This is a genomic window from Methylocapsa polymorpha (assembly GCF_045689225.1).
Taxonomy (GTDB): Bacteria; Pseudomonadota; Alphaproteobacteria; order Rhizobiales; family Beijerinckiaceae; genus Methylocapsa; species Methylocapsa polymorpha.
Genome location: NZ_CP136862.1, coordinates 1,963,579 through 1,976,294 on the forward strand (window position 1 = coordinate 1,963,579; position 12,716 = coordinate 1,976,294).

General features: G+C 63.3%; 12 protein-coding genes. 4 read left to right on the plus strand and 8 right to left on the minus strand.

Translation table 11 applies throughout. The features are described 5' to 3' along the window. Positions 1-24 precede the first annotated feature (24 nt). From RZS28_RS09005 to RZS28_RS09025, 5 genes are all read right to left on the minus strand, one after another. Positions 25-1,089 carry a DMT family transporter gene (locus tag RZS28_RS09005; RefSeq protein WP_407340970.1) on the minus strand — a complete coding sequence of 355 codons (1,065 nt, stop codon included), beginning with the start codon at positions 1,087-1,089 and terminating at the stop codon, positions 25-27. A 63-nt stretch (positions 1,090-1,152) separates the two neighbouring features. Then, positions 1,153-1,479, minus strand: a complete 327-nt coding sequence (locus RZS28_RS09010) for a DMT family transporter (RefSeq protein ID WP_407340971.1) — start codon at positions 1,477-1,479, stop codon at positions 1,153-1,155. Between the two features lie 15 nt (positions 1,480-1,494). Further along, complete coding sequence (locus RZS28_RS09015; protein ID WP_407341085.1) at positions 1,495-3,357, minus strand: M3 family oligoendopeptidase; 1,863 nt, start codon at positions 3,355-3,357, stop codon at positions 1,495-1,497. A 107-nt stretch (positions 3,358-3,464) separates the two neighbouring features. Beyond that, a complete protein-coding gene (locus tag RZS28_RS09020; RefSeq protein WP_407340972.1) occupies positions 3,465-4,163 on the minus strand; it encodes an ABC transporter permease in 699 nt (232 codons plus the stop codon). Between the two features lie 24 nt (positions 4,164-4,187). Further along, entirely contained in the window at positions 4,188-4,997 is an 810-nt protein-coding gene (locus RZS28_RS09025; protein WP_407340973.1) for a substrate-binding domain-containing protein, read from the minus strand. Positions 4,998-5,246: 249 nt separating this feature from the next. On the opposite strand from RZS28_RS09025, the gene RZS28_RS09030 reads away from it, so the two are divergent. The 3 genes from RZS28_RS09030 to trmD all read left to right on the plus strand — a co-directional run bounded on the left by RZS28_RS09030 (position 5,247) and on the right by trmD (position 9,625). After that, on the plus strand, positions 5,247-6,740 hold the full coding sequence (locus RZS28_RS09030) for a sigma-54-dependent transcriptional regulator (RefSeq protein WP_407340974.1): 1,494 nt from the start codon (positions 5,247-5,249) through the stop codon (positions 6,738-6,740). Between the two features lie 282 nt (positions 6,741-7,022). Further along, complete coding sequence (locus RZS28_RS09035) at positions 7,023-8,807, plus strand: L,D-transpeptidase family protein (protein WP_407340975.1); 1,785 nt, start codon at positions 7,023-7,025, stop codon at positions 8,805-8,807. 95 nt (positions 8,808-8,902) lie between these two features. Beyond that, complete coding sequence (gene trmD / locus RZS28_RS09040; protein ID WP_407341086.1) at positions 8,903-9,625, plus strand: tRNA (guanosine(37)-N1)-methyltransferase TrmD; 723 nt, start codon at positions 8,903-8,905, stop codon at positions 9,623-9,625. Here trmD and RZS28_RS09045 read toward each other — a convergent pair. The 3 genes from RZS28_RS09045 to RZS28_RS09055 form a co-directional block, all read right to left on the minus strand. After that, entirely contained in the window at positions 9,622-10,764 is a 1,143-nt protein-coding gene (locus RZS28_RS09045) for a nickel/cobalt transporter (protein ID WP_407340976.1), read from the minus strand. The genes trmD and RZS28_RS09045 overlap by 4 nt on opposite strands. Positions 10,765-10,771: 7 nt before the next feature. Then, entirely contained in the window at positions 10,772-11,521 is a 750-nt protein-coding gene (locus RZS28_RS09050; RefSeq protein WP_407340977.1) for a DUF1007 family protein, read from the minus strand. A gap of 180 nt (positions 11,522-11,701) precedes the next feature. Beyond that, positions 11,702-12,211 (minus strand): globin domain-containing protein, encoded by a 510-nt coding sequence (locus RZS28_RS09055; RefSeq protein ID WP_407340978.1) that lies wholly within the window; start codon positions 12,209-12,211, stop codon positions 11,702-11,704. A 316-nt stretch (positions 12,212-12,527) separates the two neighbouring features. On the opposite strand from RZS28_RS09055, the gene ykgO reads away from it, so the two are divergent. Then, on the plus strand, positions 12,528-12,653 hold the full coding sequence (ykgO, locus tag RZS28_RS09060) for a type B 50S ribosomal protein L36 (protein ID WP_012590802.1): 126 nt from the start codon (positions 12,528-12,530) through the stop codon (positions 12,651-12,653). Positions 12,654-12,716 lie beyond the last annotated feature (63 nt).

Here is a 12,716-nt window from a genome sequence, read left to right on the forward strand (position 1 = left end):
AAGCGCGGCGCGTTGGTTGCGCCTCTATCCGTGATGATGCCTGTGATGCAGATCGGGATAATGCGGATGCGCATGGCGCAAGGGCTCATGGCGATGCCAATGCGAATGCGGCTCTTGCGCTGGCTCCGCGTGGGCATGCCGGTGATGCGCGTCATGCACATGGCTGTGCTCATGCTCGAGGCCTTCATGCTCATGTTCGTGGACATGCTCCTCGTTGAGATGAATCCATAGGCCGAGGCCCATCAGCAGGCCGGCGACGAACAGCCTTGCGGTGAAGGGGTCATGCAAAATGACAAGCGACAGCATGGCCCCGATGAAGGGCGCCAGCGAAAAATAGGCGCCTGTGCGCGCTGCGCCGAGATGGCGCAGGGCGAGGATGAAGGCGACGAGGCTTAGGCCAATGCCGAGAAAGCCGACGAAGCCAGCGGCGCCAAGAAACATGGGCGCGGGGAGGATGGCGCCGCGCCAAAGGGCGAGGCCGACATTTACGGTCCCCGCGACAAGCCCTTTGATCATGGCGATTTGCGTGGGATCGGCCCCGGAAAGCTTGCGGGTGAGATTATTGTCGATTCCCCAGGCGAGGCACGCCGCCGCGATCAACGCGGCTCCTTGATTGAGAGCGACCCCCTGGCCGGTCCAGGACAAGAGCGCGGCGCCGAGGACGATGGAAAAAGCGCCAAGCAGAAGACGCCTGTCGACGTTCTCTTGGAAGACAAGCCAGGCGATGCCCATGCTTGAGAGCGATTCCAGATTGAGCAGCAAGGAGCCGGAGGCCGCGTCGGTGCGAGCGAGGCCCAGCATCAGGAACAGCGGGCCGAGGACGCCGCCGAAAATCACAGCCCCGCCGAGCCACGGGAGATCTTTCTTGCGCAGGGGCGCCTCGTCGGTGAGGAGGCCGCGGGCGGCGCTGGCGCGGCGAAGCGCGGCGAGGCCGAAGCCGGCGCCGAGGTAAAGCGCGCCCGCCAGAATTTGCGGATCTATTGCTGCAAGCAGGAGCTTCGACAAAGGCGTCGAGGCGCCGAACAGAATTGCGGAGGCGAGGGCGAGGGGAACGCCGGGCCAGAGATGCGCATATCGTCCTTGGCTCATCTCATTTTTCTCGGTTTCCAGGAAGATTCCTCGCGAAGAAAGCCAAGCGCCCGCAACCCTCTCTCAATGCGCCCCTTTCGAAAATATATTGAGCAAGATGACGCCGAAAACGATAAATCCCATCCCCGCCAATTCGCCAGCGCCAAGAGCTTGGTTATAGAGGACCCAGCCGATCAAGGACACGAGCGCAATGCCGGCGCCGGACCAGACCGCGTAAGCGACGCCGACTGAAATATCCCGCAAAGTGAGCGAGAGAAAATAAAAAGCGAGCGCATAGCCCACGATCACCAGCAGAGAGGGGACGAGGCGCGTAAAGCCTTCGGCCGATTTCAGCGCCGAGGTCGCGACGACCTCGGACACAATGGCGATGGCGAGATAGAGCCAGGGCATGAACGTCGCCGCGCCCTAAGCTTTTCCTTCCAAGCCTTCGAGCTCGACGATCATCCCTTCGATCATTGAAAGCCCAATCTGCCAGAAGGCGGGATCGCGCGCGTCGAGGCCGAAGGGCGCAAGCAGCTCGGCGTGATGCTTGGTGCCGCCGGCTGAAAGCATCGCCAGATAGCGCTCGGCGAAGCCCGCTTGCGCGTTCTCGTAAACGCCATAGAGCGAATTGACGAGGCAATCGCCGAAGGCGTAGGCGTAGACATAGAAGGGCGAATGGATGAAATGCGGAATATAGGCCCAATAGGTCTCATAATTCGCGCCGAGCTCGATCGACGGCCCTAGGCTGTCCGACTGCTCCTCCATCCATAGCGCGCAGATCTGGTCCGCCGTCAGCTCGCCATTGCGGCGTTCGAGATGGAGCTTGCGCTCGAACGAATAGAAAGCGATCTGGCGCACCACCGTGTTCAGCATGTCCTCGACCTTGGCGGCGAGCATGGCGCGGCGCTCGGAGACATTGGTCGTGCGGGCGAGCATCGCGCGGAATGTGAGCATTTCGCCGAAGACGGACGCGGTCTCGGCCAGGGTCAGCGGCGTCGGCGCCATGAGCGCCCCATTCGGGCCGGCGAGGACCTGATGCACGCCATGCCCAAGCTCATGCGCGAGCGTCATCACGTCGCGCGGCTTGCCTTGATAGTTCAGGAGCACGTAAGGATGCGCCGAAGGCACGGTCGGATGCGCGAAGGCGCCGGGCTGCTTGCCGGGGCGCACCGGCGCGTCGATCCAGCGTTCGTCGAAGAAGCGCTTGGCGATGCCGGCCATCTGCGGCGAAAAGGCCTCATAGGCGCCAAGAACCGTATCGCGCGCCTCGCCCCAGGCATAGGTCTTGGCGGCGACATTCGGCAGCGGCGCATTGCGATCCCAATGTTTCAGCGCCGGCTTGCCGAACCATTTGGCCTTCAGCTTGTAATAGCGGTGCGAGAGGCGCGGATAGGCGGCGCGCACGGCGGCGACCAGCGCGTCGACGACCTCGCGCTCGACGCGGTTCGCTAGATGCCTCGCGTCGGCCACATCCTTGAAGCCGCGCCAGCGGTCGGAGATCTCCTTGTCCTTGGCCAAAGTGTTGGAGATCAGCGTGAAGGTCCGCAGATTTTCCCGCAAGCCAAGGCCGAAAGCGTTGGCGGCTTTTTCGCGAACCGCTTCGCTCGGGTCGAGCATGAGGTTCAGCACGGGCTCGAGGCTCAGCGCTTCGCCATCGACGGTGAAGCGCAGCGCGGCGATGGTCTCGTCGAACAGCCGGTTCCAGGCGCCGTATGCGGTGACGGATTTCTCATGGAACAATTGCTCGATCTTATCCTCGAGCTGATAGGGCTTGCCTTTGCGGATGTCCTCGATCCACGGCCGGTAATGCGCGAGAGGGCCTGACTCGACGAGCCTGGCGAGCGCGGAATCGTCGAGCCGGTTCAATTCGAGTTCGAAGAAGAGGAGGTTGGAGGAGGCGGAGGTGATCTTCTCCTGCGCGTCGCCATAGAATTTCGCCCGCGCTGGATCGGCCGTGTCGCCGGAATAGATGAGCCCAGCGTAGGACATGATGCGGCCTAAAAGCTCTTCGAGCGCCTCGTAACGGCGTATCGCCTCGACAAGCCCGGCGCCCGAGAGATCCTGGGCAAGAGTTTCCAGTCTTCCCCTATAGGCCTCATTGAAGGCTTTGCATTCGGCCTCGGCTTTGGCGAGGTCGCTTGCGAAGGCGGGCGAATCCATCGCCGGATAAAGATCGGCGAGATTCCATTCCGGCAGAGCGCCGAGCTCGGCCGCTGGCGCGCGTTCAGCGGCGGCCTGCCCGGCAAAAAGGATGTTAAGAGAGCCCGGAGAGCGCAAGGGGAGCATGTGAAGACCCATGTCTTGGAGCGATTCTAACTGATCATAGCAGGCTTCATATCGGATCGAGGCCTGTGGGATCAACCTTGGCGCGAGCGACGCCCGCGTCCCGCCTCTCAATAATCCGACATGCGCTGATTGAGCCGGAACGCCGCGCCGCTGACCAGAACCGTCAGGCCGACCAGAATGATCCCGAGACCGAGCGCGAGCGCAAGATCGCCTCGGCTTGTCTCCAAGACGATCGCCGTCGTCATGGTTCGGGTGAGGCCTCTGATATTGCCGCCGACAATCATGATCGCGCCGACTTCAGCGATGGCGCGGCCGAACGCCGCCAGAAACACTGTGACGAGCGCGCCGCGCGCGGCTGCCAGCAAGGTGCGCATCATGCGCAGCTTGCTCGCGCCGAAAACCAGGAACGTATCGCGGTAATTGCTCCAGTAGGTCTCGGTCGCCCGATAGGTGAGCACGGCGACGATCGGCAGGGTCAAAATCGCTTGGCCGATCACCATGGCTTTCGGCGTGAAGAGGAGGCCGAGGAAGCCCAGAGGACCCGAGCGGGAGAGGAGAAGATAGACGACAAGCCCGATGACCACGGATGGAAGGCCCAGAAGCGCATTGAGGACCACGAGCAAAGCCGGCCGCGTCCGGAATGTCTGAGCCACGAGAAAAGCGCCCGCCGGCGCGCCCAAGAGAAAGGCGATGGCCGCGGCGGAAAGGCTGACGGCGAGCGACAGGCCGACGGTCGCGAAAAGCTCCGAGTCTCCCGAAGCGATCAGCTTCAAGGCGATGACGAAGGCCTGGCCGATGTCGTCCATCGCGTCTGTGTAGCGGACCTGCGTTCAGCGGACCATGGCGTCGGGGAGAAAAAATACTTGCTCCCCATTGATCTTGTAAGAGGCGATTGCGGCGCGCCCCGGCGCAGACGTCAGCCATTCATGCCAGCGTCTGGCCGGTTCAGCCTTGACGTGCGGATGCAGCTTCGGATTGACGAGAATCGATCCATAAGGATTAAAAAGAACCGGATCGCCCTCGCTCAGGATTTCGAGAGACTGGCGGTTCTTGAAATTCGCCCAAGTGGCCCGATCAGCGAGGACATAGGCGTCGAGGCTTGCGGCGATATTGAGCGTTGGCCCCATGCCGGAGCCCGTCTCGCGCCGCCAAGGGGCCGCGGCCGCCGCGACGTCGACGCCGGCCGCTTTCCAGAGCCGCAGCTCCATTCTATGGGTGCCGCTGTCGTCGCCGCGCGAGGCGAAAGGCGCTTTCGCTTCCGCAATTTTCCGCAGCGCCTCCTTGGCGTTCTTCACGCCCCTTACGTCGGCCGGATCGGACTTTGGACCGATCAGAACGAAATCATTGAACATCACGTCGCGCCGGTCGATCCCATGGCCATCGGCGACGAAATTATCTTCGCCTTCGCGGTCATGCACCAGAAGCGCATCGGCGTCGCCCCGCGCGCCAATCGCCAGCGCCTGCCCGGTGCCGACCGCGACCACATGAACGTCGATCCCGCTCGCCTGCTTGAACAAAGGAATGAGATAGGAAAAGAGGCCCGATTGCTCGGTCGATGTCGTCGAGGCCAGCGTGATGAATTCGTCGGCAAACGCGGGCGAGGCGAGGAAGAGAGCGAGAATGAAGAGGAGTCGCTTCAAAGGCCTTATCCCTGATGTTGGTGGTGCTAAGGAGAGCCCGAAGCGCCCGTCTCAAAGCGCGAGGGCGCCCCGAAAGTGCTAGATTATGCTCCGACTTTTCTCACCGTCGGATAAGTCCATGTCAATTTGGCTGTTTGCAGGCGGCCGCCGGCCGCGCCGTGGACCCTTTCCGCCCCGCATTAACGCCGCATTTACTCTAATCGCCGAGGATGCGGCCATCGGGGCGAGGTCGCGCCCCCGCGAGGCCGCATGTCCCCTAGACTCCTCATCGTCGACGACGACCCGGTTCAGCGCCGGTTGCTCGAATCTTTGGTTCATCGCTTCGGCTATCAGGCGGAGCTCGCCGAAAGCGGCGAGGCCGCGCTCACGCGCCTGCAAGCGGCGAGCGCGCCGCAAATCGATCTGTTGATCCTCGATCTGGTCATGCCAGATCTCGATGGCATGGCGGTGCTCGGCAGGCTGCGCGAAAAGAACCTCAAGATCCCGACCATCGTGCAGACGGCGAACGGATCAATCGAAGCGGTCATTTCGGCTATGCGCGCCGGCGCCCTCGATTTCGTGGTGAAGCCGGTCGGCGCGGAGCGGCTTCAGGTCTCGATCAAGAATGCGCTTCGCGTCGATGCGCTGGAGGATGAAGTCCGGCGGCTGAACCGGCAGGCCGCGGGCGCCTTGACGTTCAAGGATCTTGCGACGAAGAGCGAAGATATGGAGCGCGTCGTTCGGCTCGGCGAACGGGCGGCGAAATCGTCCATTCCCGTGCTTCTCGAAGGCGAGTCGGGCGTCGGCAAGGAAGTTGTCGCGCGCGCGATCCAAGGCGCCTCGGACCGGCGCGGGCGCGCTTTCGTGACGGTCAATTGCGGCGCGCTGCCGGAAAATCTCGTCGAATCGATTCTGTTCGGGCATGAGAAAGGCGCCTTCACAGGCGCGAATGAAAAACACGCCGGCAAATTCGTCGAGGCGCATGGCGGCACGCTCTTTCTCGACGAGATCGGCGAATTGCCGCAGGACGCGCAAGTCAAGCTGCTGCGCGCCTTGCAGGAGGGCGAGGTCGATCCGGTCGGGGGCAAACGGCCGGTCAAGGTCGACATCCGCCTGATCTCGGCGACCAATCAGAATCTGATCGAGCTCGTCAAGCAGGGCCGTTTCCGTGAGGATCTTTATTATCGTCTGAATGTCTTTCCTATCGGCGTCCCCCCGCTTCGGCATCGGCGCGACGACATCGCCGATCTCGCGCGCAGATTTTGCGCCCGCTTCGCGGCCGAGGAGGGCAAGAAGCTGCGCGGAATCGGCGCCGAGGCGCTCGCTCTTCTTTCCTCCTATGATTGGCCAGGCAATGTCCGCCAATTGGAGAATGCGCTGTTTCGCGCGGTCGTCCTCGCCGATGGCGATGAATTGACCGTCGCCGAATTTCCGCAGATCGCCGCGCAGGTCAAAGGTTTCGACGTGCGCGTTCCGGCCGCGCCGGCGCCGGCGGCGCACCAAGCCCCGCGCGCGGAAATCATCCGCGTCGAGCTGCGCGACCCGAATGTCATGGCGCTCCTCGACGAGGGAGGAGACTTGCGCCGGCTCGATCAGATCGAGGCCGACGTCATTCGCTTCGCCCTGGGCCATTATCGCGGCCGCATGTCCGCCGCAGCCCGCAAGCTCGGGATCGGCCGCTCGACGCTCTATCGCAAGATGAAGGATTACGGCCTCGGGACCGCGGCGGAGGAAAACGCCGGATCCGATGGCGCCGCCGCTTGACGCCAACTGGTTTTGATTCGCGCGAATCAGACGCGCCGAGCGTCGAGACGCAAGTAAACAAAAAAAGATCGGCGGGGCCTTGGCTTCTGTGGAACCGCTTCGATGCGAGGGCGTTGCAGCGTAACGGATTAGGGCGCGCGTGCGTTCGCGTGCGCGCGCCGTTGCTTTGAAATCGCAAAGAGCTTCATCGCCAATTCGAATCAGGCGCCGAACGGCTTCGTAAGATTATGGCGATCGGTTTCGGCCGGGCTCGATGAAACTGACGATCAAGAGGGAAGAAGAATGCGGGCGCCGGTGGAATGGAGTAATTTTCAATACGTGTCGGCCCTTGCGCTTCTTCTTAGCCTTGGAGGGGCGCCCGCGCGCGCCGAAGAGGGCGCCGCCGTTCCGGCCAGGACTCCGGGCGCGGCGCCGATCGAATGGCTTGAAAAGACTCCGACGGGCCTTCGAGCGGCGATCTCACGCGCCCCCGCTGGGACGGTCGTCGCCTGGGCAGGGGCGCCGGCGGGCTCGGTTCTCTTGCGGGGCGACTCTGCGGATGCTCCCGAAGGCGGCGACGCGCAGGGGGATCTGGACCCGACCATTACCCAGCCGCCGACGGCGGAGACCGAGGGAGGACAGGATCGTCCCGCCGCCTCGATCGAAACGCCTGCCGCGCCGGCCTCCGACTCTGTTGATCCGGACGCCTTCGCGCCGCCCTTGCCGCCGATCAATGCGGCTCTGAAGGCGGCGCTCGAGGCGCGCGCCCGGCCTGACTTCCGGGACCCGTTCGGCCCCCTTAATCGCAAGGAGCGGGAGGCTGTCGCGGCCTTCTACGCCGCGCGCGATTTCGCGCCGCTCTGGTCAACGGACGGTAATCCCAATCCTGAGGTCAAATCGGCGATGGAGCGGCTCGAGCGCGCTGGCGACGATGGGCTTGACCTCAAGGGTTTTCCGCGCCGCCCAGCTCTCGCCGGCTCCGATGAAGATCTCGTCCTGGCCGATATCGCCCTCAGCGACGCTGTCGTCGCTTATGCGCGCCAGGCCAGCGGCTCCCGCGTCGATCCCCATGCGATCTCGCCTTTGATCGGAGCAAAGCCCGAGGTCGCCGACGCCTCGATTATCTTGGCGATCGTCGCGAGCGCGGGCGAAGACGCCGGCGCTGCGCTCAAGGGATTCAACCCGCCGCAAAAAGCCTATGAGGCGCTGCGCGAAAAGCTCGCCGAATTGCGTCGCGAGCGCGTCCCGGCCGCGCGGGCGCCGAGCCTCCCAGCTGGCCCCGCGCTTAAAGGGGGCTTGCGCGCGTCGCGCGCGCCGGTCATCCGGGCGCGCTTGAGCCTCGATGGGCAGAATGGCGCTGCTGTGGCGAAGCCGTCACGGATCGAGGCCGAGATCCTCGCCAATATGGAGCGCTGGCGCTGGATGCCGCGCGACATGGGCGACTCGCGCATCGAAGTGAATATTCCCGATTTCGAGGTCGTCGTCATCGAAAACGGGCGCATCGTTCAGCGCAATCGCGTCGTCGTCGGCAAGGAGCAGACGCCGACCCCTATTTTTTCCAACAAGATGCAATTTCTGATCGTCAATCCCTATTGGAACGTGCCGCAATCCATCATCCGGAAGGAAATGCTGCCGAAGCTCGGCGCGGATCCGAGCTATTTCCGCCGGCTCGGCTATCAGGTCGCCTCTGTCGGGGGGCGGCTCAGGGTGCGCCAGCCGCCGGGCGAGCGGAATGCTCTCGGGCGGATCAAATTCATGTTCCCGAATGATTACTCGGTCTATTTGCATGATACGCCGTCGCGCGCGCTGTTCAGCGAGTCGAAGCGGGCCTACAGCCATGGCTGCGTGCGCGTCGATGATCCGTTCCGCTTCGCCGAAACCGTGCTCGGACGCGCCAACGGTTGGAGCGAGCAGCGCGTCAAAGGGCTGATCGGCGGCAAGGAGCGCTACGTCTATCTGCCGAACCCGCTTCCGGTTCATATCGAATATTTCACGACCTACGTCGACGAGTCGGGCCGTCTGCAATTGCGCGACGATATCTACGGCTATTCGCACCGCGTGAAGGCGGCGCTCGGGCTGGATAGCTAGCGCCTGTCCGCGAAGCCCTCCATACGCCTTGGCCCAGAGGCCTTGGACGCATGGAGACCAGTCGGCGGATTCGTGAAACCCTTTGCGTTATGTCCATGTGGCGGGCGACGGTCTTCACCCTCTTTCCGGGGATGTTTCCCGGCCCTCTCGGCGTCTCTCTCGCGGGCGAGGCTCTCGCTAATGGGATTTGGGCGTTGGAGACGCGCGACATTCGCGCCCATGGATTGGGCCGGCATCGCGCCGTAGATGATACGCCGGCCGGGGGCGGTCCCGGAATGGTGATCCGCGCCGATGTGCTCGCGGCGAGCCTCGACGCCGGATTTTTGGCTGGCGATCAGCGGCCTCGGCTGTTGCTGAGCCCGCGCGGCGCGCCGCTGACCCAGGCGCGCGCGCGCTCTCTCGCGGCCGCGTCAGGCGTAGTTTTGATCTGCGGCCGCTTCGAGGGCGTCGATGAGCGCGTAATCGACGCGCGGGGCCTCGAGGAAGTTTCAATCGGCGACTATGTGCTTTCGGGGGGCGAAATCGCCGCGATGGTCGCGCTGGACGCCTGTGTGCGGCTTTTGCCCGGGGTCATGGGCAAGGAGGCGTCCGGCGTAGAGGAGAGTTTCGAGGCGGGCCTTCTCGAGTATCCCCAATTCACCCGGCCGCGCGAATGGGAAGGCCGCGAGATCCCGCCGGTATTGCTTTCTGGCGACCATGCCAAGATCAAGGCTTGGCGCGAGGCGGAGGCTTTGCGGATCACGCGGGAGCGGCGGCCGGATCTGCTCGGGAAAGACGAGCGCGAGCCGGCTCCCCGAGGAGCGCCCGAGCGGCGCTAGCTCGCAGCGCCCGCTGCTCCCGTTAGGGTCGCGACCAGCAAAGCGAGCCCGAAGATCAAGACGGCGAGGGCGGCGCCGACCTCGAACAGGCGCCCCGCGACCAGAGCCTGCCAAGAGCTGGCCGTTGAATATTTGGTCGCGGTCTTCTTGGCGAATACGGCCAAGGACGCAAGCGCCCCTGTGGTCGCCGCCGCGCCGAGCGACATGGCGACGACCGCCCCGACGCCGGCAAGAAAGATCCCTTGCGCTGCAGCGAAAACGAGCACGAGAATAGCGCCGGAACATGGCCGCGAGCCAGCCGCCAGGACAGTCAGCAAAGCGGTCTTCCAGGCGAAGCCAGTGTCGAGCGTTCGCGGGTCCGGCGCGTGGAAATGGCCGCAGCCAGGGCCATGAACGTGGTCGGCGCTGCAATCATCGGCCGTGAACCGAGCGGAAAGGCCGCCTCCGGCGGGGGCGGCGCCAAACCCGGCGGATGCAAACTCGGGCGCTGCGATGGGCGCAGCCCGCCAGGCGGCGCGAAGCGCCGCGCCTTTGGTGAAGACAAGCGCCGCGCCGAGAGCGACGATGCCGGCATAGCCTACGGTCTCGATCACATGTGCGGCCGCCGTCATGTGCTTCGCGGTTGCGCCCAGGACCAGGGCCGCGACGCCGACGATCGCGATTGCAATAGCCCCCTGCAAGAGAGCCGCGGCCAGGGAGATGACGAGGCCGCGTCGCAAAACTCTTTCATTCGCGAGCATGTAAGAGGCGATCACCGCCTTGCCATGGCCGGGGCCGGCGGCGTGGAAAACGCCATAGGCCAGGCTGAGGCCGGCAAGACCCCAGGCCGATGCGCTGCTCTCTTTCGCCGCGCGGATAGCGCCTGTCAGCAGCCGATAGAATCCGCTCTCCTTGGCAAGGATCCAACCGCTCAACCCATCGACGCGGCCCACAGCCCCTTCGTTTGCGCCGACCGCGAAAGGATGATGCGCGCCTTGCGCAAGGCATTCGGAGGACAGCAGCAAGGCGACGCCGAGGAGAGCCCAAGGGAGGATCGCGGCCGCGCATTTGGCCGACTGCGCGCGCCGGCCCACAGCGGATTGGTCGACGGAAGTCGAAAGCGCATCGAACAGCAAGAAAACGGATGCGACGCGCTTCAATCGAGCCTCATGGACAGGCGATGATGATCGGGGTGGCGAGCTTGATCCCGAAATCGGTTCCCGGCGAAAGACCGCTGAAAAAGGACTCGCTAAGTTTTTTCGTCTCGTCGGCGGCCAAGGGTTTCGCGCCCATCACATTCGCCGAACAGCCCTTTGGCGCGCCGACGAAGCTGACCGGATCCTTGTTGGCAAGCTCGAAAGCGACGAAATAGGTCGGATCATAGACCTGCAGGGAAAAGGCTTTCGACGCGCTCGCGGGGGTTTTCAGTGGCAGCGTGAAGCGCAACACTACAAGCTTGTCGTCGCGTTCTTCCAGCGAATAGTCGGTCGGATCGCCAAATTCGACCTTCGCATTGGCGGCCTTGGCGTGGGTGAAGAATTCAAACTCGGCCAAATCCTCGACATTGGTCTTGGCGAGCGGCGCGAGCTCCTCCTTGGTCATGAGCTTGCCGTCCTTGCTCTGACCCTGCGTCACGAAAGCCGAATACATTTCGTCGAAGACCCAGGCGTGCCGAATGGCTTCGATTTGGCCCTTCGCTCCAAAAATCACTTGCTCTTGCGCAGACACCCAGACATGGGGGTGCGCCGAGGCGGCGGACGCAAGTGCAGCGGCGAAAATGACCGACAGGAAAAGCCTTGAGCAAAAACGCCGGCGCATGAACAGGTTCCGGGACCGACCCAATTTCCGGGCGTCGTCGCGCGGGGCGGCGCAGAACGCGTCGGCCAAGACGCTGATCAATTCTTTCGACTCCGACATGCGCCAATTCAATTGATGCGGCCTTGATCTCTGTCGATTGAAACGAATCAACCGAATGGGACAAGCGCCGCAACGAAGTTCCAAGACCTTTCTTAACAGCAGAAGTCTGGCCAAAGCGAGGCGCGCGGGTCCGCGCCGCCGATGCGACCCTAGGGATTCTTCAGTTTGCCGAGGCGGCGTTCAGCTCGCCTGGGACGTTTCAGCATCGGAAATGCCGCGCGCCTCGGGATAGGCGGCGTTGCACATGATGCCGCAAATGCGCGACAGCACTGCAACATAGGCCTTGGCGACGTCCTCATTGAAGATTTCGTCGCCCATCATCGTGCGGAAAGTCCACAACAGCGCCGAGAGGAAGGGCTGATAATGCTCCAGCTTGACGCCCGCCTTCCAATGCGTGACCCCGAGCTCCTGCATCGTGTTCAGCGTGTCGTGCAAGCGGTTCATCGAACGAAACAACATAGGCAGCGTTTCGGCGAATTTCAGCACCGTCTTGTCGGGGTCCTTGAAGAGCTCCTTCATTTCCGGGGCGGTTTCGAACAGGCGCGGGAAGAACACCGCGCCGAACGCCTTGGCGGCGTCGGTTTTCGCCTTCTCATAGCGCTGGATGATCATTTCGCTGCTGCCTTCCGGGCGCGGCGGGAAGATCCTCACGATCGTCCGTTTGACGATTTCAACTTGTTCGTTGGTCATTCATCCTCTCTCCATATGTCGCGCGCGCTGGGGATGACGCCGGATCGCGAAGCGATCCGGCGGGGGCAAACGGCTGCGCCGCTTATAGGCTGAATTGTCATCCGATTCGAGGCTTGGCTTGTCTCGGTCACGCGGTTCTCGCTAGAGCGAAGCACATAATGTGCCTGCCGGCGCGGCGTCGGCCAGATGCGACAAGCTTGACGCTATGCGCATCGATTCGGTTTGGGGTTGATCGCGGGCCTGCAATCGGGCATAGGATCTCCAAGCTTTGCAAACCGGCCGGGGACGGCCGGTTGCTTGTTTTGGGATTGGTCCGATGAAAGTCCGTAATTCATTGAAATCGTTGCGTGGCCGCCATCGCGACAATCAGCTTGTGCGGCGCAAAGGGCGCGTCTACATCATCAACAAGACGCAAAAGCGCTACAAGGCCCGGCAAGGCTAAGGGTTCGCTTCCGCGACCGGGAGGGCGTCCTTAAGGAGCCGGCCGGCTTTTTGGCCGCTGACC

Excerpts from the sequence above, each read along its gene's own strand:
- RZS28_RS09005 (WP_407340970.1), bottom strand. The coding sequence starts at position 1,089 with ATGAGCCAAGGACGATATGCGCATCTCTGGCCCGGCGTTCCCCTCGCC.
- RZS28_RS09055 (WP_407340978.1), bottom strand. The coding sequence starts at position 12,211 with ATGACCAACGAACAAGTTGAAATCGTCAAACGGACGATCGTGAGGATC.
- RZS28_RS09015 (WP_407341085.1), bottom strand. The coding sequence starts at position 3,357 with ATGCTCCCCTTGCGCTCTCCGGGCTCTCTTAACATCCTTTTTGCCGGG.
- trmD (WP_407341086.1), top strand. The coding sequence starts at position 8,903 with ATGTGGCGGGCGACGGTCTTCACCCTCTTTCCGGGGATGTTTCCCGGC.
- ykgO (WP_012590802.1), top strand. The coding sequence starts at position 12,528 with ATGAAAGTCCGTAATTCATTGAAATCGTTGCGTGGCCGCCATCGCGAC.
- RZS28_RS09030 (WP_407340974.1), top strand. The coding sequence starts at position 5,247 with ATGTCCCCTAGACTCCTCATCGTCGACGACGACCCGGTTCAGCGCCGG.
- RZS28_RS09035 (WP_407340975.1), top strand. The coding sequence starts at position 7,023 with ATGCGGGCGCCGGTGGAATGGAGTAATTTTCAATACGTGTCGGCCCTT.
- RZS28_RS09020 (WP_407340972.1), bottom strand. The coding sequence starts at position 4,163 with ATGGACGACATCGGCCAGGCCTTCGTCATCGCCTTGAAGCTGATCGCT.
- RZS28_RS09050 (WP_407340977.1), bottom strand. The coding sequence starts at position 11,521 with ATGTCGGAGTCGAAAGAATTGATCAGCGTCTTGGCCGACGCGTTCTGC.
- RZS28_RS09010 (WP_407340971.1), bottom strand. The coding sequence starts at position 1,479 with ATGCCCTGGCTCTATCTCGCCATCGCCATTGTGTCCGAGGTCGTCGCG.